Source organism: Variovorax sp. OK605 (assembly GCF_900115445.1).
Classification (GTDB): domain Bacteria; phylum Pseudomonadota; class Gammaproteobacteria; order Burkholderiales; family Burkholderiaceae_C; genus Variovorax.
Genome location: NZ_FOWL01000001.1, coordinates 675586 through 699443, shown reverse-complemented (window position 1 = coordinate 699443; position 23858 = coordinate 675586). Strand labels below are relative to the sequence as shown.

Genomic DNA, 23858 nt, shown 5'->3' with positions numbered 1-23858 from the left:
ACAACGTCGTACCGCATGCCGTCATGGTGCAATTGTGAACTGGTACTGTCAAGTACCGGGCCGTAGGAAAATGTACCTTCCATGAGCGAAACCATCGATAAAGCAGCCCCCTCCAAGTCCGCCGAGGGCCCGGGCAGCGAGCACTACACGCGTCTTCTCCAGGGCATGGCGCAAGCCGTGGCCGCCAAGGGCTATGCCGAGACCACCATTGCCGACATCGTGCGCGAGGCCGCCGTGTCGCGCCGCACCTTCTACGAACACTTCAGCACCAAGACCGAGTGCCTGATCGCGCTCTATGAAACCGCCAGCCGCCTCGCGCTGCAGGCCGTGAGCGAGGCCTTCGACCCGGTGCAGCCCTGGCACGCGCAGGTCGAGCAGGCGATGACCGCGTACTTCGATTACCTGGCGCAAGACCCCGTGCTGCTGCGCACGCTCTTCGTCGAGATCCTCGGCCTGGGCATGCCCGGCCTGGTGGTGCGGCGCCGCGTGAACGACGAGATCGCCAACTTCATCCAGGTGGCAATCAACAGCAGCGGCAGTGCCGAAGGCCCTCCCGCGCACCTGACCGGCGAAATGGCCATGACCGTGGTCGGTGGCATCAACGAACTGGTGCTGCAGGCCATCGAGCAGGACCGTGCGGGCGACCTGCGCGAGCTGGTGGCGCCCGCCACGCGGCTGGTGCGCGCGGTGGCCGCCGAGAGCCGACGCTAGGCTGATTGAACGGGTTTCGCGCCGGCGGCGCGCGGCGTGGCCGCGAGCCACAGCGTCAAGAGGCCTGAGAAGATCAGGGCGGCCAGCACGCCGAGGCAGGGCAGCACGTCATGCAACGGCGCGCCCATCTGGTTCAGCCGCAGCGAGGCCTGGATGCCCGAGGTGCTCGGGAAGACCCAGCGCAGCGCCTGCAGCGGCCCCGGCAAGGCCTCCACGGGCCACGAGAAGCCCGAGAGAAAGGCCATCGGCAGGGCAGTGAACAGCAGCACCTGCAGGGCCCGCTCGCGGTCGCGGAACCAGCAGCCCAGCAGCAGGCCGAGCGTGCAGATCGCCGGCACGTAGAACGCCAGCAGCACCAGCGCGCCCCACGGGTTGCCGCCGCGCGGATAGTCCTGCAGGAAGAACACCCAGCCGAAGTAGAAAAGCCCGCTCAGGTAGCCGAACACCGAGAGCGCCCCCAGCCGTCCCAGCCACGCACCCATCGAGGCCCGCAGCCGCCCGGCCTCGGCCCAGGTGCCCGCGAGCATTGCGGCGCCCATCAGCAGCGTCTGCTGCAGGATCAGCAGCGCCACCGCCGGCACCACGTAGCTGCCGTAGCCTTCGGTCGGGTTGAACAGCGCGACCAGTTGCGTGTTGAGCGGGCTGCGGCTGCGTGCGGCCTGGACCGCGCTCTGGCCGCCGGCCTGCAGCTTGCGGATTTCCACGCCCGCCGACACCGTGCCCACGGCCTCGGAGAAGCCGTACAGCACCGCCTTGTTGAGCAAGGCATACGCGCCGTTGCCCTCGATGGTGACAACCGCCGGCGTGCCGCGCAGCACGTCGCGCTTGAGGTCCGCCGGCAGCAGCGCGTAGCCCTCGATCTCGCCGCGCCACAGCGCCTGCTGCGCCTCGTGCACGTCGCCCGTGACCATGCGCACGTCGAGCCGCGGGTTGGCCATCGCAAAGCGCGCGATCTGCCGCGACAGCGAGCTGTGGTCCTGGTCGACCACCGCCACCGGCACGCGCGTCACGGCCTGCGTGCCGTAGGGCCACGGGTAGAAGAAGCCGTAGATGATGGGCGCGAGCAGCATGATCAGCACCACGCCCTTGTCGCGCAGCACGGCCAGCGCGGTGTCGCGCCATGCGGCGCCGAGGTGGGTGCGTTCGTTGGTCGCCATCAGCGTGCGCCCCAGCTCTCGGGTGCCCTGGCGGCCCGCGCCAGCGCCCCGGCGCACAGCGCCAGCAGCACGGCCGTGCCCAGCACCATCCACAGCGGCGTCGCCGCCGAGTGCGCCAGCGGCGCGCCCATCTGCAGCTGCTCCATCTGCACGCGGATGTAGTGCGTGTAGGGCAGCAGGCTGGCCCATGCGTGCGCGAAGAAGGGCATTGCCACCAGCGGAAAGCCCACGCCGCCGAACGCGAAGGCCGGCGCGGTGATGAAGCCCGTGGCCGACAGCGCGGTGCGCAGCGAGCGCGTGAGACCCGACACGAAAGCGCCGAGCGCGATCGACAGCGCCAGGAACACCACCAGCGCGAACAGCGTCCAGCCGAGCGAGCCGGGTGGATGCCATCCGCGTCCCGCCGTGATCCACAGCATGGCCGCGACCGCCACCGTCGAAAGGCTCGCGAACGGCAGCGCGAGCTTGCCCGCCAGCGCGGCCAGCGCCTCGTGCCAGCGCGGCGCCGCGCCCAGCCATTCGCCGATGCTGCGGTCGCGCAGCTCGCGCCCCACGGCCCACGCGCCCGCCGTCATCGCAAGGATGTGCAGCAGCGCCGGGATCAGCGCGGCACCCAGAAACTGTTCGTAGTCGGTCGAGGTGTTGAACAGCGCCACCATGCTGGCCTTGATCGGCTCCATGCTCACGCGCGCGGCCCGCATCGACTCGCCGCGCTTGTTGCGCACCGTGAGCTCCACGCCGCCCGACACGGTGGCCACCGCGGTGCGCACGTCGCGCTGGATCAGGCTCGAATGCGTGCCCAGCTGCGCGTTGTGCAGCAGCACGACCTGGCCGACGCGGCCTTGCTTCACGTCGCGGCTCAGGTCGCGCGGCAACTGCACCGCCGCATCGACCGCGCCGTTGGTCAGCGCGCGCGCCATCTCGCCTTCGTCGCCGTATTGCTGCACCACGCGCAGGCCCGGCGTGGCGTCGAGAAATCGCACCAGCTGGCGCGAGAGGGACGAGTGGTCCTGGTCGAGCACGCCGATCGGCAGTCGCTCGGGCAGGCCGGCCGAGAAGATCCACCAGATCAGCCACACCGCGAGCAGCGGCACCCACGAGATCATGGCGAGGTCCCACGGGCGCGTGCGCAGCAGCGCGAATTCGCGCCGTGCGCTGGCGGTGGAGAAGCCGCGCAGGCTCATCGAAGAAGTCCGTGCGGGCTCAGTCGACCAGCACGCTCATGCCGGGCCGCGCGCCTTCGATCGGCTTCACGGGCCGCGCGCGAACCTCGAAGGTGCGCACATCGAAGCCGTTGCCGCCGCGCGTGGCGCGCCACGTCGCGAAATCGGGCAGCACGGCGCTGTAGTAGACCTTGAAGCGCGCCGTGCGTTTGCCTTCCGCCAGCGCGGGCAGGCGCGCATCGAATTCGCTGCCGAGCGCGAAGCGCGCGAGACGGTCTTCGCGCACGTTCAGCACCAGCCACTGGTCGGCCAGGTCGACCACGGTGACCACCGCCACGCCTTGCGGCGACAGCTCGCCGACCTTGGCCAGCACCTTCGCCACCTCGCCGCCGACGGGGCTGCGCAGCTCGGTCTCGGCCTTGGCGGCTTCGGCCTCGGCGACCACGCCGGCCACCTGGCGGGCCTGCGCGCTGGCCGCGGCCTTGTCTTCCGGCCGTGCGCCGCTGCGGGCCATGTCGTACTGCGCCCTGGCCGCGATGGCGGCGTCGCGCGAGGCCTTCCAGTTGGCTTCGGCCTCGTCGCGCTTCTGGTCGGCCACCAGGCCTTCGCGCGCCAGCCCGTCGACACGGCGCAACGAGGTCTGCGCAAGCTGCGCCGCGGTTTCGGCGCGCTGCCACTGCATGCGCGCCATCTCGATTTCCTGCGGCCGCGCGCCGTTCTGCGCCTTCTCGGCCACGGCCTGCGCGGCCTGTTCGGCGGCGGTGGCCTGGGCCAGCTTGGCGCGCACCTCGGGGCTGTCCATGCGCACCAGCACCGCGCCGGCGGCGATGCGGTCGCCTTCCTTCACCAGCACTTCGGCCACGCGCGCCGTCACCTTGCCGGCCACGTCGGTCTCGCGCGCCTCCATCTGGCCCTGGAACACCTCGGGTGCGGGCTGCGACGCGCGCCAGAAGCCCCACACCAGCACCGCCAGCACCAGCAGGGCGGCGAGTATCGCGATCAGTTTGCGGGTCTTGGCACTCATCATCAATTCACCCTTACGTCGGCACGCGCGACGTAGTCGGAAAACCTGTCGGAAAGGCCGGCGCTCTCGAGCAGTTGCGCGAGCGCCTGCACGTAGTCGTTGGCGGCCTGCGCGCGTTCGGTCAGCACCTTGGCCTGGTTGGTCTCGGCGTCGATCAGGTCGAGCGTGGTGCTCGTGCCTTCGCGCAGGCCCGAGGTGCGCAGCTTGACGACCTCTTGCGCCAGCGCGACCGAGGCCTTCATTTCCATGTACTGGCGCCGCGCGTTCTCCAGCGCGCGCCAGTTGCGCTCCACCAGCAGCGAGATGTCGCTGCGCGCCTGCGCGTCGGTGCGCTCGGCCTGCTCGATCTGCTTGAGCGAGGCGGCCGACAGGGCGCTGCGGTCGACCGAGTCGTACAGCGTCCAGCGCACGCCGACGCCGGCCACCCAGTCGGCATTGCCGCTCTTGAGTTCGCGCGTGCCGAAGGCAATGATCTGCGGGCGGCGCAGTGCCTCCTCGCCTTCGTGCAGTTGCTCGGCCTGCGACTTCTTGGCGGCGACCTTGCCCAGGCCGGGGTGCCGCGTGAGCGCCGAATCGATGAAGTAGCCCAGCGGCTCGACCGGCGTGCTGATGATGAACAGCGGCGTCTGCGGTGCCACGCTGCCGTCGGCGCGCACCGTGCGCGCCAGCGCCACGGCCGCCAGCGCGGCGTCGTCTTCCGCCTTGCGCGCATTGCGGCGGGCTTCCTCGTACGCCGCGCTGGCCTGCAGCCGCTCGACGCGCGAGATCACGCCGGCCGCGAGCATCTTCTGCGCCGCCGAATCGTGTTGCGCGATGGTGCGCTCGGCCTGCGCGCGCAGCGTGGCCGCGCGCTGCGCGAGCTGGGCGCCGAAGTAGCGCTGCACCAGCAGCGTGTCGACCTCGTGGCCGGCCTGCTCGGCATCGGCCTGCGCCTCGCGCGTCTGCGCCGACACGAAGCCGCGCACCGCGTCGGTGGCGCCGCCCACGTACAGCGGCCACACCGCCGAGATCGAGGTGTTGGTCCCGGTGTCGTGGCGGTTCAGCGTGTAGCTGTTGGGCAGTTGCGGAATCGGCACGCGCGAGATGAAGCTCTGGATCGACGAGGGCAGCGAGGAGCCGATCTGCCCGAGCTTCTGGTTGAGCGGATCGAGGTCGAGGTTCAGGTTGGCGTTGTAGGCATAGGCCAGGCCAGAGATGCTGACCACCGGGCCGCCCAGGCGCTTGACGCCTTCGCCCTGCAGCTCTTTGGACTCGACCGCGGCGCGGGCGGCGGCCAGCTTGTCGGAGCGGTCGATCATGCGGGCGCGAGCGGCGTCGAAGCTCAGCGACAGGGCGTCGCCCCGGGGCTGGGCCTGCGTTTGCACCTGCGTCTGCGCCTGCGCCTGCGCCTGCGCGAAGGCCGCGGCGCCAAGCCCGAGCATGGCCGGCAGCAGAAGCAGGGAGGGCAGAAGGGCGGGGCGAGGTCGTGTCATCGTTTCAGGCGGCCTTGCGCAGCAGGGCGTCGAGCTCCTGCTGCAGGATCACGGGGAACGCGGCCTGCACCGCGCCGGTAGCGAGCGGGCGCGCCTTCTCGAGCAGCTGGGCGGTGCGCTCGGGGTCGATGGGGTTGCCGCTCAGCAGGCTGTCGGCCAGCGTGCGCAGCCAGTGGCGTGCCACGGTCCGCAAGGTGCGGGCCATGGTTTCCTGCATGCCGATCGCGGCTTCCAGGGGCAGCCCGAGCGCGGCCAGCTGTTCGGCGACCTGGCCGAGCGCGGGGCTGAGCATCTGCACCTGGCCGTCGGGCAGCTCGCGCATCAGGCCGGCCTTGGTGGCCCGCGCGAGCAGGGCGGGCGTCATCTGGCCCTGCCACTTGGCGGCCAGCGCCTTGGCCGAGACCACCACCGGTTGCTCTTCGGCGAACAGGCTGCCCGAGACGGAGCGCGCCACGGCCACCAGGTCGGGCCAGGACGAGGCCGGCGCGCGCGCGAAGATGCGGCGGATGGCCTCGATGCCGAAGCCCTGGTCGCGCAACGCGCGGATCAGCCCGAGGCGTTGGGCATGCTCGTCGCCGTACAGCCCCAGGCGTCCGCGCAGGCGGGGCGGCGGCAGCAGCCCGGCCGTGGTGTAGGCGCGGATGTTGCGCACCGTGACGCCCGTGCGCGCGGCCAGTTCCTCGATGGAAAGGGCTTGATCGGCGTCGGGAGCGGCGGTGGTGTTCATGTGACGGATTGAATGTTACATCGTAAACGTCACATAGATCGGTTCTAGATCTGGATGGTCGGCTTGTAGTCGGCGAGCAGCACTTCCTTCCACTTGCCGAAGAGTGCCATCAACCCGACCGCCACCGCGCCCGACAGCACCACCACGCCGCAGGCGTGCGCCCAGCCGTTGTCGAAGGCGCCGAACATCACGGCGCGGAAGGCCTGCACCACCCAGCTGAAGGGCAGCCAGCTGTGCACGTCGCGGAAGAAGCCGGCCGACAGCTCCACCGGCAGCACGCCGCCGCCGGCCGACAGCTGCAGCGTGAGCAGCAGCACGGTCAGGATGCGCCCGAAGTCGCCGAACACATGCAGGATGGCGAACAGCACCACCAGGAACACCAGCGAGGCCAGCGCCATCGTGAGCGCCAGCGCCGCCACCCGCGGCGCCTGCACCTGCAGCACGCCCAGCAGCGTGGCCAGCACCAGCGCCACCTGCAGCAGCACGATGAGCGCCGGCATGGTGATCTTGCCGAGCGTCTTCGCCAGCCTCGGGTAGTGGGTGTGGTCGGCCAGCACGATGCGGATGTTGAACAGGTAGCCGGCCATCACCGCGCCGATCCACAGCGCCACCGACACCATGTTGGGCACGAAGGCGCTGCCGTTGTTGGCCACCGGCGCCACCACCTCGACCTTGGGCTCGACCGAGTCGGCCAGGCCCGAGGCGCTGCCCTGGATGCGCGTGATCGAAGCGGGCAGGGCGGCCTCGATGGTGCGCACGCCCGTCAGCAGCCGCTGCGCGCCTTGCGAGAGTTGCGCGCCGCCCTGCATGAATTCGTCGAGCTTGCGGTCTTCGGGCAGCTTGCCGGCCATGGTGCGGATGCCGGCGGACAGCGCCCCCATGCCGTCGGTGAGCTTGCCGACGCCGCCTTCCAGCGCCGAGGCGCCGGCCACGAGCTTCTGGTTGCCTTCCTCGGCCTTGGCCATGGCGGCCTGCGCCTGGCCGAGGCCGCCGCGCAGCTTGTCGGCGCCGGCCGCGAGCTCGCCGGCGCCCCGGGCGAGGCGGTCGCCCACGAAGGGAATGTCGGCCGACTCCTTCTGCATCCGTCGCGCGCCGTCGCCGAGCTGGCTGGCGCCGCCGGTCAGCTGGTCGAGGCCGTCGTCGATCTGCGCGAGCCCGCTGCCGAGCTCGCGCTGGCCCGCCGTGAGCTGCTGTGCACCGGACTTGATCGCGCGCAGGTCGGCATCGGCCGGCAGTTTCGACTGGATGGTGCGGATGCCGCCGTTGACCTGCTTGAAGCCGCTGCCCACCTGCTGGGCCGCGGCGCTGTACTGGATGGCGCCGTTGGCCAGCGTCTGGCTGCCGTCGCGCAGCTGCAGCAGCGCCTGCTTGAGCTGCTCCAGCCGCTGTTGCGAGCCCGAGGCGGCGTTCAGCACCAGCTCCCAGCGCTGCTCGTTGAGCATCTCGTTGACCTGGTGCCCGAGCTCGCCCGCGAAGCGGCGGGCCAGGCCGGCCGAGCTGTAGTTGTTGCCCTCCGAGGTGTAGACCACCAGCTGGCCGGCACCGCGGTGCGTGCCTGGCACGGCATTGGCGCTGAAGTCGGCCGGAATCAGCAGCGCGAAGGCCAGGGTGCCGCGCCGCACCTCGGCGCGCGCGGCCTCGGGGTCGGTCATGGTGCGAAAGCCGAAGGCGCGCTTCTCGAGCAGGGAGCGGGTGAGCTCGTCGCCCACGTTCACCGAGTGCGCCATGTAGGTCACGCCGCTGTCCTGGTTCACGATGGCCGCGGGCAGGTCGGCCGTGTGGCCGGCCGGGTCCCACACGCTCGTGAGGTAGATCAGCGCGTAGATCGCCGGCACCACGCCCACCGCCACCACCGCCAGCAGGATGCGCGGAAAGCGCCGCACGATCGCCAGCTCGGCCCGGGCGATGGCCCAGGTGCCGGCAAACAGTGCGTGGAGGTACTGCATGGCGCTAGTGTGTCTCAAGCGCCATGACGGTCTGTTGCAAGCGAGGCCCGTTCAGGACTGTTCAGGCCGGCTTTCGCTGCGCGGGGTCGTAGAAGAACTGTTCCTCCGCGATGCGCTCGCCTTCCCAGCGCTGCCAGGCGATTTCTTCCATGCGCATGGCGCTGCCCCCCTTGAAGGTGAAGTCGAAGACCCAGTGGATCGCCACGTGGTCGCCGTTCACCAGCACCGGCCGCACGCAGGTGGACGCCACCGACTCGGTGCGTGCGAGCACGGCGCTTTCCTGTGCCACCAGCGTGGCGCGGCCGCGCCGCGGCTCGGCCTGGTTCTCGCGCATGGTGGCGTCCTCGGTGTAGTAGTCCACGATGGCCTTGGCATGCGCGCCGCCTTCGACGGCGGCAATGAAGGCTTCGAGCCGCTCGGGCGTGGGCATGTCAGGACTTGACCTTGACCTCCACCCGCCGCGCCTCGGAGGGCGGGCCGTCGGCCTGCGACTGCTCGGGCTTGGCCAGCTCGATCTTGTCTTCGGGCGCACCGGCCGCCTTGAGCGCGTCGCTCACGGCCATGGCGCGCTGCTTGGCCAGCTCGGCATTCTTGGCCGCGTCGCCGCTGGCGTCGTGGTAGCCGCTCACCAGCACGGTGCTGCCGCTCTGCACGGCCTTGATGACGTCGGCCAGCGCCTCCTTGGCGTTGGGCGCCACCTCGGCGCTGGCGCTCGCGAAGTAGAACTTCACGACGCCGTTCTCGACCTTCACCGCCGCGGCTTCCGCGGCCGACACGGCGCCCGCCGCCACCACGGCAGCGGGTGTCGATGGCGCCATCGCGGCCGGTGCCATGGCCGCAGGCGGCGTCTCGACCTTGGCCGGCACGGCCGCGGCCGCATCGCCGGCATGGAACTTCACCACCAGCGGCACGATGAGCAGCGCCACGATGTTGATGATCTTGATCAGCGGGTTCACGGCCGGGCCGGCGGTGTCCTTGTAGGGGTCGCCCACGGTGTCGCCGGTGACGGCGGCCTTGTGCGTCTCGCTGCCCTTGCCGCCGAAGTGGCCGTCCTCGATGTACTTCTTGGCGTTGTCCCACGCGCCGCCGCCCGTGCACATGCTGATGGCGACGAACAGGCCCGTGACGATGGTGCCCATCAGCAACCCGCCCAGCGCCTTCGGCCCGAGCACCAGGCCCACCACGATCGGCACCAGCACCGGCAGCAGCGACGGGATCATCATTTCCTTGATGGCCGCGCCGGTCAGCATGCCCACGGCCTTGCCGTACTCGGGCTTGCCGGTGCCTTCCATGATGCCGGGGATGTCGCGGAACTGGCGGCGCACTTCTTCCACCACCGCACCGGCCGCGCGGCCCACGGCTTCCATGGCCATCGCGCCGAAGAGGTAGGGAATCAGCCCGCCGATGAACAGGCCGACGATCACCATCGGGTCGCTCAAGTTGAAGCTGATGGCCTGGCCGAAGCTCTCGAGCTTGTGGGTGTAGTCGGCAAAGAGCACCAGCGAGGCGAGGCCGGCCGAGCCGATGGCATAGCCCTTGGTCACGGCCTTGGTGGTGTTGCCCACGGCGTCGAGCGGGTCGGTCACGGCGCGCACGCTGGCGGGCAGGTCGCTCATCTCGGCAATGCCGCCGGCGTTGTCGGTGATAGGGCCGTAGGCGTCCAGCGCGACCACGATGCCGGCCATGCTCAGCATCGACGTGGCGGCCACCGCGATGCCGAACAGGCCCGCCAGCGTGTATGAGGCCAGGATGGCGATGCACACGAAGATCACCGGCCAGGCCGTGGAGCGCATCGACACGCCCAGGCCCGCGATGATGTTGGTGCCGTGCCCGGTGGTCGACGCCTGCGCGATGTGCTGCACGGGCTTGTACTGCGTGCCGGTGTAGTACTCGGTGATCCACACCAGCGCCGCCGTGAGCGCCAGGCCCACGAAGCAGGCGCCGAACAGCTTCAGCTGGCTGCCGCTGGGCGCAATGGCGTTGTCGGGAATCAGCCAGCTCGTGATGAACCAGAACGCGATCAGCGACAGCACGCCCGCCACCGCCAGGCCCTTGTAGAGCGCCGGCATCACGTTGACCATGCCCGGCGAGGCCTTCACGAAGAAGCAGCCGATGATCGACGCGATGATCGACACGCCGCCCAGCGCCAGCGGGTACAGCACCGCGTTGGTGGGCGCGGCCGTGACCATCAGCGCGCCCAGCACCATGGTGGCGATGAGCGTCACGGCGTAGGTCTCGAACAGGTCGGCCGCCATGCCGGCGCAGTCGCCGACGTTGTCGCCCACGTTGTCGGCAATGACGGCGGGGTTGCGCGGGTCGTCTTCGGGGATGCCGGCCTCGACCTTGCCCACCAGGTCGGCGCCCACGTCGGCGCCCTTGGTGAAGATGCCGCCGCCCAGCCGCGCGAAGATCGAGATCAGCGAGGAGCCGAAGGCAAAGCCGATCAGCGGGTTGAGCAGGGCCGAGAGGCCGTGCGGCCCGGCGGGAATGCCGCCGGCGGCCAGCACCCAGTAGAAGACCGACACGCCCAGCAGGCCCAGGCCCACCACCAGCATGCCGGTGATGGCGCCGCCGCGGAACGCGACGTCGAGTGCCGGGCCGATGCCGTGCGTGGCCGCCTGCGCCGTGCGCACATTGGCGCGCACCGACACGTTCATGCCGATGAAGCCGCAGGCCCCCGAGAGCACCGCGCCCACCACGAAGCCGACCGCGGTGGTCAGGTCGAGGAAGAGGGCGATGAGCACGGCGAGCACCACGCCGACGATGGCAATGGTGCTGTACTGCTTGGCAAGGTAGGCGGAGGCGCCGGCCTGGATGGCCGCTGCAATCTCCTGCATGCGGGCGTTGCCGGGGTCCTTCGCGAGAATCCAACTTCGGGCCCAGAAACCGTAGGCCACGGCCACGAGGCCACAGACGACGGCCAGTATCAGGGGGGTGTTGCCGATCATGCTTTGCTTCTCCATTCGTTCGTTTAAGACTTGTGGAGACGGACGCCATGAACCCTGCGTGCAACGCGTACGGGAGCATGATTTCCGCCGCGTTGCTTCCTCGAAGCTCACTGCACTTTGGGTGCGGAGCCGATTGGCCAACGGTTGCAATTTACAGGCAAAAACGAGCGCGTGTGCGACCGTGCGGTGACGCGGAAAGTAAACTCCGGGTTTGTCCCCATCCTTCTCATACTTTTCAACTACTCGAAAAACGTCATGTCCTTCGACAAAGTTTCCCCCGGCAAGAACGTCCCCGATGCCTTCAACGTCGTGATCGAAATCCCGATGAACGCCGACCCGATCAAGTACGAAGTCGACAAGGAATCGGGCGCGATCTTCGTCGACCGCTTCATGACGACGGCCATGTACTACCCCGCCAACTACGGCTACGTGCCGCAGACGCTGTCGGGCGACGGCGACCCGGTCGACGTGCTGGTGATCGCACCGTACCCGCTGCTGCCGGGCGTGGTGGTGCCGTGCCGCCCCCTGGGCATCCTGATGATGGAAGACGAAGCCGGCGTCGACGGCAAGGTGCTGGCCGTGCCCACCGACAAGGTGCTGCCGATCTACAGCCACTGGAAGTCGGTCGACGACGTGAACCCGATGCGCCTGAAGGCCATCAGCCACTTCTTCGAGCACTACAAGGACCTGGAAGCCGGCAAGTGGGTCAAGGTGCTGGGCTGGGAAGGCATCGACTCCGCCAAGAAGGAAATCCTGGACGGCATCGCCGCTTACAAGAAGTAAGTTGTTGCCGCCGCAAGGCGGCGTCCGAGGGGCCGCATGCGCATGCGGCCGCTTGGACCAGCGGCTTCAGGCCCGGAGCCTGTTCGAGGCTTCCGAGGCCAGCCGCATCCACTCGCGATTGACCGTTCGCGCGTGGGAGTTCCAGTGGCGTGCCGCCTGCTGGAGCTCATCCCACTGGCGTTGCGCGCCGGTGGCATCCCCTTGTTCAGCCAGCCATGCGATGTAGCGGGCGCGGGTCTCGACCGTGTTGTGCTGGCGCAGCGCGCTTTCGAAGGCCTCGCGTGCCTCCTGTTGCCGCCCGTCGGCGGCCAGGGCGCGGGCGGTGAGCACGGCGACCTCGTCGCGGCGGTAGTCGTCGCGCGTGGCGCGCAGGGACTGGAGCGCCTGCAGCGCCTCGCGCCCGGCGGCGGGGCCGCCCGCGGCCAGCAGCGCGCTGGCCAGGCCGAACTGCAGTTCGGGGTCGGAGGCGAGGGGGCCTTTGAGCGCGTCGCGGTAGTGGCCCACGGCATCGGCGGCCTGGCCGCGGTCGAGTGCGGCCTTGGCCAGGCGCAGCTTGTTCTGCGCGGTGGGCGCGAGGTCGTAGGCCTCGGCGGCGGCGCGGTATTCGCGCTCGGGATCGATGAAGCCGATGGCCGCGCTGGCCACCTTGCCGGCGGTGCGCTGCATGCGCGAGGCGGGCAGGTACTCGACCACGAAGTACACGATGCTGCCGAGCAGCGGGAAGCTGAAAAGAATGATGAGCCAGTACATCTGCTTGCCGTGGCGCATCGCATGCACGGCGAAGAACAGCGCGATGAAGATGTGCAGCCCCAGTCCGACGAATGGCATCGGGTTTCCCTCTGTGTTGTTGTGGATGTCGGGCGCGTTTATAGCAGCCCCGCATGGCCGGGCGGGGGCAGTTCTGGCGGCCGTGGCCCCGCTCAGGCGGCCTTGAACGGGCTGCGCTCGCCCAAGTGGTCCATGTAGTTCTCGATGCCCTCGCCCTCGCGCTCCAGGAAGCGCTCGACCGCGTCGGCGAACGACGGATGCGCCAGCCAGTGCGCGCTGGTGGTCTTCACCGGCATGAGTGCGCGGGCCATCTTGTGCTCGCCCTGGGCGCCGCCCTCGAAGCGCGTCGCCCCGTGCGCGATGCACCAGGCCAGCGGCTGGTAGTAGCAGGCCTCGAAGTGCAGGCAGTCGACGCGCTCCAGCGCACCCCAGTAGCGGCCGTAGGCGACCGGTGGCTCGCCGGGCTGCGTCGACAGCGCGATCAGGCTGGCGGCCATGGGCTTGCCGTTGCGCTCGGCGATGAACAGCAGCCAGGCCTCGGGCATCGTGTCGGCCATGCGCCGGAAGAAGTCGCGTGTGAGGTAGGGCGGGTTGCCATGCTCGCGGTAGGTGCGCTCGTAGCAGCGGTAGAAGAAGTCCCAGTCGGCCTTCGAGATGTCGGCCCCGCGCGACCAGCGAAAGCTCACGCCCGCGTCGGCCACCTTGCGGCGCTCCTGGCGGATCTTCTTGCGCTTGTCGTGCGAGAGGCTGGCGAGGAAGGCGTCGAAATCCGCGTACTGCGCGTTGGTCCAGTGGAACTGCACCGTGTTGCGCAGCATGAGGCCGGCCTCGGTGCAGGCCGCGATGTCGGCGTCGGACCCGAACAGCAGGTGCAGCGACGACAGCGCCTCCTGCTTGCACAGCGCGATGAGCCCCTGCACCAGCAGCGTGCGGCTCTGGGCGTCGCGCGCCAGCAGCCGTGCACCGGGCACGGGCGTGAAGGGCACCGCGACCACGGCCTTCGGGTAGTAGGCGAGGCCGTGCTGTTCGTAGGCGTTGGCCCAGGCCCAGTCGAACACGTACTCGCCGTACGAATGGTCCTTGATGTAGAACGGGCACGCCGCCTGCAAGGTGTCGCCTTGCCACAGCGTGACGAACTGGGGCATCCACCCGCTGTCGGGCGTGGCGCTGCGGCTGTCGTTCAGCGCCGCGAGGTATTCGTGGCGCATGAAAGGCGAGGGCTCGGCCTCGGCGGCGAGCAGCGCGTTCCATGCTTCCGGGCTCACGTCCGACGGCGACGACAGAACCCGAATGACATAATCGTTCAAGCCTTTTTCTTCCTTCTGTATGACGCTCAAGCTCGCCATCGCGCAACTCAATTTTGTGGTGGGCGACCTCGCCGGCAACGCAAAAAAGATCGTCGACGCCGCGCGCCGGGCCCATGCACAGGGCGCGCGCCTGCTGTTGACGCCCGAACTCTCGATTGCCGGCTACGCAGCGGAGGACCTGTTCCTCCGTCCCGCCTTCACCGAAGCCTGTGATGATGCCGTGAAAGGCATTGCCGCCGCTCTGGCCGACCTCAAAGACATGGTCGTGGTGGTGGGGCATCCGACCGGTGGCAGCCTGCGCAGCCGTTCGGTGGCCGTTCAGATGCGCCATAACGCGGCCAGCGTCATCAAGGAAGGCCGCATCCTAGAGACCTATGCCAAGCGCGAGCTGCCCAACTACCAGGTGTTCGACGAGCGCCGCTACTTCACGCCGGGGCAGGGCACCTGCGTGTTCGAGGCGGGCGGTGTGTCGGTCGGCCTCCTGATCTGCGAAGACGCGTGGTTCGACCAGCCGGCCGACTTGGCCCGCGAAAGCGGCGCCGAGGTGCTGGCGGTGATCAATGCCTCGCCGTACCACGTGGGCAAGGAAGGCGAGCGCGTCGCGCGCATGGCCGACCGCGCGCGAGCCGTGGGACTGCCGCTGGTGTACGCGCACCTGGTCGGCGGGCAGGACGAGGTGGTGTTCGACGGCGCTTCCTTCGCCTTGCAGGCCGATGGCGACGTCGCCATGCAGGCCGAGAGCTTCCGGGAGAAGCTGCTGTTTGTGCAGCTGGAGCGCACGGCACACGGCGGCGTGGGCTTCACGGCGGAACCGGCAGCCATTGCGCCGGTGCGCGACGCCGAGGCGCAGCTGTGGGACGCCCTGGTGCTGGGCGTGCGCGACTACATCGGCAAGAACGGCTTTCCGGGCGCCATCCTGGGGCTCTCGGGCGGGATCGACTCCGCATTGGTGCTTGCCATCGCGGTCGATGCACTGGGCAAGGACAAGGTCCGCGCGTTGATGATGCCTTCGCCCTATACCGCCGACATCAGCTGGATCGACGCGCGCGACATGGCCGAGCGCCTGGGCGTGCGCTACGACGAGATTTCCATCAAGCACACCTTCGAGTCGTTCAAGGGCGCGCTGGCCGAGGAGTTCAAGGGCCGGCCCGACGACACGGCCGAGGAGAACATCCAGGCCCGCATCCGCGGCACGCTGCTCATGGGGCTGTCGAACAAGTTCGGCTCGATCGTGCTCACCACCGGCAACAAGAGCGAGATGGCCACCGGCTACTGCACGCTGTATGGCGACATGGCGGGCGGTTTCGCGGTCATCAAGGACCTGCTGAAGACCACGGTGTTCGCGCTGGCGCGCTGGCGTAACGCCCACGACCCGTACGGAACCGGCACGCAGCCGATTCCCGAGCGGATCATCACGCGCCCCCCCAGCGCCGAGCTGCGGCCCGACCAGACCGACCAGGACAGCCTGCCGCCCTACGACATCCTCGATGGAATCCTGGCACGCTACATGCAGGACGACGAGGGCATCGACGAGATCATTGCCGCGGGCTACGACCGCGCGGTGGTCGAGCGTGTTGCACGGCTGATCAAGATCAACGAATACAAGCGGCGCCAGGCGCCGGTAGGCATCCGGGTGACCCATCGAAGCTTCGGCAAGGATTGGCGTTACCCTATCACCAGCAAATTCAACGAAACCGCCGGAGCACAAATCCCATGAAGCAGATCACCGCCATCGTCAAACCCTTCAAGCTCGAGGACGTGCGCGAGGCCTTGGCCGAAGTGGGCGTCACCGGCCTGACCGTCACCGAGGTCAAGGGCTTCGGCCGGCAGAAGGGGCACACCGAGCTCTACCGCGGCGCGGAGTACGTGGTCGACTTCCTGCCCAAGATGAAGGTCGAAGTGGTCGTGAACGAGGCCGATGTGGAGCGCTGCATCGAGGCCATCGTCAATTCGGCGCGCACCGGCAAGATCGGCGACGGCAAGATCTTCGTCACCAGCGTGGACCGCATCGTGCGCATCCGCACCGGTGAAGAGAACGAAAACGCCGTCTGAAACAAGAAAGCCCCCGGTGACGGGGGCTTTTTGCTGGCGATGGCGAGAGGGAGGCGGGTCAGAGGTTTTCCGACAGCCTGTCTTCGCGCGGATGCAGCGGCACTTCGGCACGCAGCGCCGTCAGCAGCTCGGGCACCTCGGTGCCGGTGCGGATCAGGTTCATCTGCCATTCGCCCATGAACCCCTCGCGCACGCTGTGCGCCAGGAAGCCCAGCAGGCCGTCGTAATAGCCGGCGGTGTTCAGGATGCCGGTCGGCTTGTCGTGGTAGCCGAGCTGGCGCCAGGTCCAGATCTCGAACAGTTCCTCGAAGGTGCCGATGCCGCCCGGCAGGGCAACGAAGGCGTCGGCGCGCTCGCCCATCATGGCCTTGCGCTCGTGCATGGTGTCGACCACGTGCAGTTCGTCGCACAGGGGGTTGGCCAGTTCCTTGTCGACCAGCGCCTTGGGAATGACGCCGACCACGCGGCCGCCGGCCTGGCGGGTGGCCTCGGCCACCGTGCCCATCAGGCCGGTGCGCCCGCCACCGTAGACCAGTTGGCCGCGGTGCTGTCCGATCCATTGGCCGACCGCTTGGGCGGCCTGGGAAAACTCGGGGCGCTCGCCGGGGCGCGAGCCGCAATACACACAGATCGAAAATTCAGGATTCATGTTGCCATCATGCCGCAGCCGGCGGGCCGGCTCATGACACGAAGCGTTGCCACAGCGCGGCGGCCCAGATGCCGCCGCACAGCGTGAGCGACAGCAGCACGGCGGCGCTGCCCATGTCCTTGGCGCGCTTGGAGAGGTCGTGCCATTCGGGTCCGATGCGGTCGATGGCCGCTTCCACGGCGGTGTTGAGCAGCTCGACGATCATCACCAGGATGGCGCTGCCCGCGAGCAGCGCCACTTCGACCCAGCTGCGGCCCAGCCAGAAGGCCACCGGGATCATGACGATCGACAGGATGGCTTCCTGGCGGAAGGCGGGCTCGCTCCAGCCGGCGCGCAGGCCTTGCAGGGAAATCAGCGTGGCGTGGAACACGCGCTCGAACCCCTTGCGCGCCTTCTGCGGGTTGACGGCGGGATCGGGCAGTTTGGGCAAGGCACTCATTGGCGACTCATCGGTTTGGAGGTGATGAGCCGCGTACCGGCCCAGGCGTCGTGCCAGAACTGGCGCTCGGGGTGAAAACGTGCAAGCAAGGCCCAGACGGCGACCCAGCCGAAGATCAGCACGGCCGATTCGCCGCCCGACAGCTTGAAGGGTGCAATGGCGGCCAGCGGCGGCAGGAACCAGATCCAGCCCAGCAGGTAGCGCGCAAGGGCGCGGCGCTGGCTGACGGGGCGGCCGTGCGTGTCGACGATGCGGATGTTCCAGGTCTTCATGGCGAGGGTCTGGCCCTTGGTCCAGAACCACACGAAGTACACGCCGAATACGACGAAAAGAAAAGCCTGCAGCAGGTGGCGCCGCGAATCCATGGCGTCGCGCATCTGGCCGAGCGTGCTGAAGAGCCACCCCGACACGAACACCACCGCGAACAGCAGCATGCCTTCGTAGAGCCAACAGGCCATCCGGCGCCAGAGACCGGGAGTGCCGGAAGCGCGGGGAGCTATCGAAACAGGAGCGGTGGTTGCAGGCGCGACGGGCGCAAGGGGCGAGCCGGGCTGGTCTGACCCCGACGCCTCGGGAGGGCTGGAAACCATCGAAGCCTTGTGTCGGAAATCAGGGAGCGGAGGAGGGGGCGTCGGCCGCCGCTGGTGCGGGCACCTGGGCTTCGGCAGGAACCGGCGGCGATGCCGCGCTGGACGGCGCGGGCGCGGCGGGTGCCGCCGGGGTGACGACGACCGCGGACGTCGCTGTTGCGCCAGACGCGCGTTCGGGTGGTGACGCCACCATGATCGTTGCGGGAGCGGTCGCCGGGGCAGGCGGGGCGAGCAGGATCCTCGGCGTGTGCTGGCCGCCGGGCGTGACCGCCGGCACCGGCACGAGCCGCTGCGACGACACCGGGCGCACCGGAATGGCCGCGCCGCGAGGCTTGATCGGCGCGCTCTCGGCGAGCTTGCGCCTTTCTTCTTCGCTCAGGGCCTGGTACTGCTCCCACTTGGCCTTGCGCTCGTCCGGCGGAATGCGCTTGACCTCGGCGAAGTTCAACCGGGCCTGGCTGCGCTGCTGGTTGCTGAGCGCGGCCCATTCGATCATCCGGCTGTGCAGCGTGCTCTGGTCGTCGGCCGACATGCTCGCGAAGTTGCGCGAGAGGGCCAGCCACTTTCTCTTCTGGCCGATGTTGAGCGTGTTCCAGTGCACGCTCAGCGGCTTCAGGGCCTGCTGCTGCTCGGCGGTGAGTTCGCTCCACAGCGGCTTGGTCGTCGAGACGGCCTTGGGGCTGCTCGCGGCCGCGGAGGTGGCAGAGGCCGAGCCCGCGTGCGGCTGGGCGTTGGCAAGCGTCAGGCCGAAGGCGGCGACTGCAAGCGCGCCTGCCCAAACGACGGCGCCCGCCGGGAGCGGGCGCGTCGGGCGTGGCGTGTTCGCGCTGGAGGAGGAACGGCGTCGCATTCGGTCGGTCGGGAATTTCTGTCTGTAGAGGTTCAGTCGGAGGCGCTGTCGGCCTTCAGGAATTGGGCAAAGCCGGGGTCGGTGTAGGCGGCCGGCGGCAGGTCGCCGGTGAGCAGCGCGGAGTCCACTTCGGCCAGCTCGCTGGCGCGGTCGTCGTCCTGCATCACGCTGATGGTGATCAGGCCGGCCACGAGTGCGATCAGGGGCACCACCGAACCGATGCGCGTCCACCAGCCGCCACCCAGCGCGACCGTGTGGCCCGATTGCACCACCACGGGGGCGGTTCGCAATTGCGGTGCCAGCTTGCGCGCGGCCACGGCCTGCGCACGCGCCACGCGCAGCCGCTCGCCGATGTCGTGCGGCAACTCGCGATTGCCGGCCGAAAGGCGGGCAGTCAGGCGCTGGCCGAACTCGTCCTCGGCAGCGGTGGATGATGTGGTTGGAACCTTAGTGTTCATAGCGATATTCCCTTGGCCTTGAGCGCCTTGCTCAGAGCGTGAACGGCTCGCGAACAATGGGTTTTGACACTGCCTTCGGAGCAGCCCATTGCGGCGGCCGTCTCTGCGACGTCCATTTCCTCCCAGTAACGCATCAGGAAAGCCTCGCGTTGACGGCCCGGCAATGCCGCGATCTGTTCCTCGATTTCGTGGAAGACCTGGGCGCGGCGGGTCGTGTCTTCGGCGCTCTCCGATTCCCTAGAGTCGGTCGGCGAGACGAAGTTCTCAAGGAGGTCGAAATCTCCGTCGTCGTCGACGGAATCGAAGTCGCTGAGGTTGGAGAAAAGGGCGCGGCGGGTCTTCTGGCGGCGAAACCAGTCGAGCGTGCAGTTCGAGAGGATGCGCTGGAACAGCATCGGCAGCTCGGCGGCGGGCTTGTCGCCGTAGTGCTGCGCGAGCTTCATCATGCTGTCCTGCACGATATCGAGCGCCGCTTCTTCATCCCGCACGTGATAGACCGAGCGCTTGAAAGCGCGTCGTTCGACGCTTTTCAGGAAATCGGAGAGTTCTTGTTCAGTGGCCAAGCGAGAGGGGGCGCGCAGGGCGCGCCGCATGGGAAGCGTGGGAAAAGGGGCTAGCGATCGCTTATGTGTCTTATGGCCGCGAATTATGCCTTTATAGGTTTACAAGTCAGATGAAGCGAATCTGAACGCGCGGAAGTGCCATAATCGCCGTTGCAAGTCAAAAGGCAAACGGGTCACGGTCCGGCGGAACATCAGTCCGCTCATGGCTTTGGCCTCAAGTCCTGGCGCGACCTCACAAGGGTTGGCAAGGGGCACCCAAGGTATTTCGTTCCCGAAATAAACAAAGGTTGATCATGGAAATCTCCAAGGCGGAAATCGCTTCCGCAGCAGCCGCGTCTTCAGGCGCCGGCAACTCCACGCAAGAACTCATGGGTGCCGAAGTGCTGGTCAAGGCACTGCAGGCCGAAGGCGTCCAGTACATCTGGGGCTACCCAGGCGGCGCGGTTCTGTACATCTACGACGCGTTCTACAAGCAGGACACCATCCAGCACGTGCTGGTGCGCCACGAACAGGCGGCAGTCCATGCGGCGGACGGCTATGCGCGCGCGACCGGCGAAGTCGGCGTGGCGCTGGTCACTTCCGGTCCCGGCCTGACCAATGCGGTCACCGGCATCGCAACGGCGTACATGGACTCGATCCCGATGGTGATCATCTCGGGCCAGGTGCCGACGGCGGCCATCGGCCTCGACGCCTTCCAGGAATGCGACACGGTCGGCATCACCCGCCCCATCGTCAAGCACAACTTCCTCGTCAAGGATCCCAAGGATCTGGCCATGACGATGAAGAAGGCCTTCCACATCGCACGCAGCGGCCGTCCGGGCCCGGTGGTGGTGGACGTGCCCAAGGACGTTTCGTTCAAGAAAACCCCGTACGCCGGCTATCCCGACAAGGTCGAGATGCGCTCGTACAACCCCGTGCGCAAGGGCCACGGCGGCCAGATCCGCAAGGCGCTGCAGCTGCTGCTGGCCGCCAAGCGCCCGTACATCTACACCGGCGGCGGCGTGCTGCTGGGCAATGCCACCAACGAACTGCGCACGCTGGTCGACATGCTCGGCTATCCGGTCACCAACACGCTGATGGGCCTGGGCGCCTACCCGGCGAGCGACCGCAAGTTCCTGGGCATGCTGGGCATGCACGGCACCATCGAAGCCAACAACGCGATGCAGAACTGCGACGTGCTGCTGGCCGTGGGCGCGCGCTTCGACGACCGCGTCATCGGCAACCCCAAGCACTTCGCGCAGAACGAACGCAAGATCATCCACGTCGACATCGACCCGTCGAGCATCTCCAAGCGCGTGAAGGTCGACATTCCGATCGTCGGCGACGTGAAGGACGTGCTCACCGAGCTGATCTCGATGATTCGCGAGAGCACCGCCAAGCCCGACGCCGGCGCGCTGGCCGACTGGTGGAAGACCATCGAGGCTTGGCGCTCGCGCGATTGCCTGAAGTACGACCGCGGCAACACGGACGTCATCAAGCCCCAGTACGTGGTCGAGACGCTCTGGAACATGACCAAGGACGCCGACGCGTACATCACGTCGGACGTGGGCCAGCACCAGATGTGGGCCGCCCAGTACTACCGCTTCGACGAGCCGCGCCGCTGGATCAACTCCGGCGGCCTGGGCACCATGGGCGTGGGCATTCCCTACGCCATGGGCATCAAGCTCGCGAAGCCCGACTCGGAAGTGTTCACCATCACCGGCGAAGGCTCGGTGCAGATGTGCATCCAGGAACTCTCCACCTGCCTGCAATACAACACGCCGATCAAGATCTGCTCGCTCAACAACCGCTACCTGGGCATGGTGCGCCAGTGGCAGGAGATCGAATACTCCGGCCGCTACAGCCACAGCTACATGGATGCACTGCCGAACTTCGTGAAGCTCGCCGAGGCCTACGGCCACGTCGGCATGCTGATCGAACGTCCACAAGACGTGGAGCCCGCGCTGCGCGAAGCACGCAAGCTCAAGGACCGCACGGTGTTCATGGACTTCCGCACCGACCCCACCGAGAACGTGTTCCCGATGGTGAAGGCAGGCATGGGCATCACCGAGATGCTGATGGGTTCCGAAGATCTCTGAACGATCCTCGGGCATTTCTTTCTCGCAACTTTCACTGACGAATCTATTGCCCGCCGAGCCCGCGCATTACCGTGCGCGGGGGAGGGCGGCGAAAAGAGGAGTCACGCAAACATGAAACACATCATTGCAGTGCTGCTGGAAAACGAGCCGGGTGCTCTTTCCCGCGTGGTGGGCCTGTTCTCGGCCCGTGGCTACAACATCGAGTCGCTGACGGTGGCGCCCACGGAGGACGCCAGCCTCTCGCGCATGACCATCGTCACGAACGGTTCGGACGACGTGATCGAGCAGATCACCAAGCACCTGAACCGCCTCATCGAAGTGGTGAAGGTCGTCGACCTGACCGAAGGTGCCTACACCGAGCGCGAGCTCATGATGGTGAAGGTGCGCGCGGTCGGCAAGGAGCGCGAGGAAATGATGCGCATGGCGGAAATCTTCCGCGGCCGCATCATCGACGTGACCGACAAGAGCTACACCATCGAACTCACCGGCGACCACGGCAAGAACGACGCTTTCTTGGAAGCGATCGAACGTAGCGCTATCCTCGAGACTGTCCGCACCGGTGCCAGCGGCATCGGGCGCGGCGAGCGCATTCTGCGCGTGTAGGGGGTGCAGATCCCCTCAGTTTCAATATCTATCAACACATGAGGAGAAGGTGAATGCAAGACTTGCTAGGTTTCGACAAGATGGTGACCCCCATCATCATTCGGATTCTGTATTTCCTTGGACTGCTGGGTGTGCTCGTGATGACCGTCGTGTCATTGTTCCAGGGGAACATCCTGCCGGCCATCGGCATCCTGGTCTTCGGCGCGATCATGGTTCGCGTCTATAGCGAATTGCTGATCCTGCTGTTCCGCATTCACGACAACCTCGTGTCCATCAACCAGCAAATGAAGGACCGGAATTCTTCCGGCCAACTGTGAGTGAATGCACCCCCGCACATGGGGGTGCATCGAGACTAAATAGGAAAGACGCATCATGAAGGTTTACTACGACAAGGACGCCGACCTCAGCCTCATCAAGGGCAAGACGGTCGCAATCATCGGTTACGGGTCGCAAGGTCACGCGCATGCGCAGAACCTGAACGACAGCGGCGTCAAGGTCGTGGTCGGCCTGCGCAAGGGCGGTGCTTCGTGGGACAAGGTCGGCAAGGCCGGCCTGCAGGTCGCCGAAGTGGCCGATGCCGTGAAGTCGGCCGACGTGGTCATGATCCTGCTGCCCGACGAGCAGATCGCCAACGTCTACAAGAACGACGTGGCCCCGCACATCAAGGAAGGCGCTTCGCTCGTCTTCGCGCACGGCTTCAACGTGCACTACGGCTTCGTGCAGCCACGCGCCGACCTCGACGTGTGGATGGTCGCTCCCAAGGCCCCGGGCCACACCGTGCGCAGCACGTACACCCAAGGCGGCGGCGTGCCCCACCTCGTGGCCGTGCACCAGGACAAGACCGGCAAGGCGCGTGACCTCGCGCTGAGCTACGCCACCGCCAACGGCGGCGGCAAGGCCGGCATCATCGAGACCAACTTCCGCGAAGAAACCGAGACCGACCTGTTCGGCGAACAAGCGGTTCTGTGCGGCGGCACGGTCGAGCTGATCAAGGCTGGTTTCGAAACGCTGGTGGAAGCCGGCTACGCGCCCGAAATGGCGTACTTCGAATGCCTGCATGAGCTCAAGCTCATCGTCGACCTGATCTATGAAGGCGGCATCGCCAACATGAACTACTCGATCTCGAACAACGCTGAGTACGGCGAGTACGTCACGGGCCCGCGCATCGTGACCGACGAGACCAAGAAGGTCATGAAGCAAGTGCTCAAGGACATCCAGACCGGCGAATACGCCAAGAGCTTCGTGCTCGAAGCCGCCGCTGGCCAGCCGGCCCTCATCAGCCGTCGCCGCCTGAATTCGGAGCACCAGATCGAAGTCGTCGGCGAAAAGCTGCGCGCGATGATGCCCTGGATCAAGAAGAACAAGCTGGTCGACCAGACCCGCAACTGATCTTCCTGGCGAGAGGGTGCTTCGGCACCCGTTTCCCAAGGGCCACCCGTCGCGGTGGCCCTTTTGTTTGCAGGGGCCGAAGAGGTCCCCTGAACTACACTGCAGGCCATGCGATTTACAGACCAAGATGCTATCGATTGGATAGCTGACCGCGCAGTGCCCATGAGGGACGGAGGCAAAT

Annotated in this window: 24 protein-coding genes; 8 read left to right on the top strand and 16 right to left on the bottom strand. The window is 67.6% G+C overall.

Annotation, left to right across the window (positions count from 1 at the left end; genetic code table 11):
• Nucleotides 1–81: 81 nt before the first annotated feature.
• Entirely contained in the window at nucleotides 82–711 is a 630-nt protein-coding gene (locus BM013_RS03260; RefSeq protein ID WP_093122697.1) for a TetR/AcrR family transcriptional regulator, read from the top strand.
• Here the strand turns inward: BM013_RS03260 and BM013_RS03255 are convergent.
• The 8 genes from BM013_RS03255 to BM013_RS03220 all read right to left on the bottom strand — a co-directional run bounded on the left by BM013_RS03255 (nucleotide 708) and on the right by BM013_RS03220 (nucleotide 11148).
• Nucleotides 708–1868, bottom strand: coding sequence for an ABC transporter permease (locus BM013_RS03255; protein ID WP_093123356.1), 1161 nt, complete (start codon nucleotides 1866–1868; stop codon nucleotides 708–710). The two genes, BM013_RS03260 and BM013_RS03255, sit on opposite strands and share 4 nt — an antisense overlap.
• Entirely contained in the window at nucleotides 1868–3052 is a 1185-nt protein-coding gene (locus tag BM013_RS03250) for an ABC transporter permease (RefSeq protein ID WP_093122695.1), read from the bottom strand. Before BM013_RS03250 ends, BM013_RS03255 begins: the two co-directional genes overlap by 1 nt.
• Before the next feature lie 19 nt (nucleotides 3053–3071).
• Nucleotides 3072–4058, bottom strand: coding sequence for an HlyD family secretion protein (locus tag BM013_RS03245; protein ID WP_093122693.1), 987 nt, complete (start codon nucleotides 4056–4058; stop codon nucleotides 3072–3074).
• Nucleotides 4058–5527, bottom strand: a complete 1470-nt coding sequence (locus BM013_RS03240; protein ID WP_256221368.1) for a TolC family protein — start codon at nucleotides 5525–5527, stop codon at nucleotides 4058–4060. The genes BM013_RS03245 and BM013_RS03240 overlap by 1 nt, the downstream gene beginning before the upstream one ends.
• A gap of 4 nt (nucleotides 5528–5531) precedes the next feature.
• Nucleotides 5532–6254: a MerR family transcriptional regulator gene (locus tag BM013_RS03235; protein WP_093122689.1), complete on the bottom strand. Its 723-nt coding sequence runs from the start codon at nucleotides 6252–6254 to the stop codon at nucleotides 5532–5534.
• 44 nt (nucleotides 6255–6298) lie between these two features.
• Nucleotides 6299–8200 (bottom strand): YhgE/Pip domain-containing protein, encoded by a 1902-nt coding sequence (locus BM013_RS03230; protein ID WP_093122687.1) that lies wholly within the window; start codon nucleotides 8198–8200, stop codon nucleotides 6299–6301.
• A 61-nt stretch (nucleotides 8201–8261) separates the two neighbouring features.
• On the bottom strand, nucleotides 8262–8630 hold the full coding sequence (locus BM013_RS03225) for a nuclear transport factor 2 family protein (protein WP_093122685.1): 369 nt from the start codon (nucleotides 8628–8630) through the stop codon (nucleotides 8262–8264).
• A 1-nt stretch (nucleotide 8631) separates the two neighbouring features.
• Entirely contained in the window at nucleotides 8632–11148 is a 2517-nt protein-coding gene (locus BM013_RS03220) for a sodium-translocating pyrophosphatase (protein ID WP_093123353.1), read from the bottom strand.
• Nucleotides 11149–11403: 255 nt separating this feature from the next.
• On the opposite strand from BM013_RS03220, the gene ppa reads away from it, so the two are divergent.
• A complete protein-coding gene (gene ppa / locus BM013_RS03215) occupies nucleotides 11404–11931 on the top strand; it encodes an inorganic diphosphatase (protein ID WP_093122682.1) in 528 nt (175 codons plus the stop codon).
• Between the two features lie 66 nt (nucleotides 11932–11997).
• Here the strand turns inward: ppa and BM013_RS03210 are convergent, their stop codons facing one another.
• Both BM013_RS03210 and BM013_RS03205 read right to left on the bottom strand, forming a co-directional pair.
• Nucleotides 11998–12759: a hypothetical protein gene (locus BM013_RS03210; protein ID WP_093122679.1), complete on the bottom strand. Its 762-nt coding sequence runs from the start codon at nucleotides 12757–12759 to the stop codon at nucleotides 11998–12000.
• A gap of 92 nt (nucleotides 12760–12851) precedes the next feature.
• Nucleotides 12852–14006, bottom strand: coding sequence for a GNAT family N-acetyltransferase (locus tag BM013_RS03205; protein WP_093122676.1), 1155 nt, complete (start codon nucleotides 14004–14006; stop codon nucleotides 12852–12854).
• Between the two features lie 19 nt (nucleotides 14007–14025).
• Between BM013_RS03205 and BM013_RS03200 the strand changes: the two genes are divergently transcribed.
• Entirely contained in the window at nucleotides 14026–15723 is a 1698-nt protein-coding gene (locus BM013_RS03200; RefSeq protein ID WP_093122673.1) for an NAD+ synthase, read from the top strand.
• On the top strand, nucleotides 15720–16058 hold the full coding sequence (locus BM013_RS03195; protein ID WP_093122670.1) for a P-II family nitrogen regulator: 339 nt from the start codon (nucleotides 15720–15722) through the stop codon (nucleotides 16056–16058). The genes BM013_RS03200 and BM013_RS03195 overlap by 4 nt, the downstream gene beginning before the upstream one ends.
• Before the next feature lie 58 nt (nucleotides 16059–16116).
• Here BM013_RS03195 and BM013_RS03190 read toward each other — a convergent pair whose 3' ends face one another.
• The 6 genes from BM013_RS03190 to BM013_RS03165 are packed head-to-tail and all read right to left on the bottom strand — an operon-like array spanning nucleotide 16117 to nucleotide 19607.
• Nucleotides 16117–16707, bottom strand: coding sequence for an LOG family protein (locus BM013_RS03190; protein ID WP_093122667.1), 591 nt, complete (start codon nucleotides 16705–16707; stop codon nucleotides 16117–16119).
• Between the two features lie 31 nt (nucleotides 16708–16738).
• Nucleotides 16739–17146, bottom strand: a complete 408-nt coding sequence (locus BM013_RS03185) for a diacylglycerol kinase (protein WP_093122665.1) — start codon at nucleotides 17144–17146, stop codon at nucleotides 16739–16741.
• Nucleotides 17143–17736 carry an RDD family protein gene (locus tag BM013_RS03180; protein WP_093122662.1) on the bottom strand — a complete coding sequence of 198 codons (594 nt, stop codon included), beginning with the start codon at nucleotides 17734–17736 and terminating at the stop codon, nucleotides 17143–17145. Before BM013_RS03180 ends, BM013_RS03185 begins: the two co-directional genes overlap by 4 nt.
• A gap of 19 nt (nucleotides 17737–17755) precedes the next feature.
• Nucleotides 17756–18586 carry a DUF3106 domain-containing protein gene (locus BM013_RS03175; protein WP_093122659.1) on the bottom strand — a complete coding sequence of 277 codons (831 nt, stop codon included), beginning with the start codon at nucleotides 18584–18586 and terminating at the stop codon, nucleotides 17756–17758.
• A 32-nt stretch (nucleotides 18587–18618) separates the two neighbouring features.
• The gene (locus BM013_RS03170; RefSeq protein WP_093122656.1) at nucleotides 18619–19044 is read right to left on the bottom strand and encodes a DUF3619 family protein; all 426 of its coding nucleotides are present in this window, start codon (nucleotides 19042–19044) and stop codon (nucleotides 18619–18621) included.
• Complete coding sequence (locus BM013_RS03165) at nucleotides 19041–19607, bottom strand: RNA polymerase sigma factor (protein ID WP_093054421.1); 567 nt, start codon at nucleotides 19605–19607, stop codon at nucleotides 19041–19043. The genes BM013_RS03170 and BM013_RS03165 overlap by 4 nt, the downstream gene beginning before the upstream one ends.
• 293 nt (nucleotides 19608–19900) lie before the next feature.
• Here BM013_RS03165 and BM013_RS03160 point away from each other — a divergent pair, with 293 nt between their 5' ends.
• From BM013_RS03160 to ilvC, 4 genes are all read left to right on the top strand, one after another.
• Nucleotides 19901–21685: an acetolactate synthase 3 catalytic subunit gene (locus tag BM013_RS03160; protein ID WP_093123350.1), complete on the top strand. Its 1785-nt coding sequence runs from the start codon at nucleotides 19901–19903 to the stop codon at nucleotides 21683–21685.
• A 111-nt stretch (nucleotides 21686–21796) separates the two neighbouring features.
• The gene (gene ilvN / locus BM013_RS03155) at nucleotides 21797–22288 is read left to right on the top strand and encodes an acetolactate synthase small subunit (RefSeq protein WP_093122653.1); all 492 of its coding nucleotides are present in this window, start codon (nucleotides 21797–21799) and stop codon (nucleotides 22286–22288) included.
• 53 nt (nucleotides 22289–22341) lie between these two features.
• The gene (locus tag BM013_RS03150; protein WP_093122651.1) at nucleotides 22342–22605 is read left to right on the top strand and encodes a DUF4282 domain-containing protein; all 264 of its coding nucleotides are present in this window, start codon (nucleotides 22342–22344) and stop codon (nucleotides 22603–22605) included.
• 55 nt (nucleotides 22606–22660) lie between these two features.
• The gene (gene ilvC, locus BM013_RS03145) at nucleotides 22661–23677 is read left to right on the top strand and encodes a ketol-acid reductoisomerase (RefSeq protein WP_093122648.1); all 1017 of its coding nucleotides are present in this window, start codon (nucleotides 22661–22663) and stop codon (nucleotides 23675–23677) included.
• The last annotated feature ends 181 nt before the right edge of the window (nucleotides 23678–23858 follow it).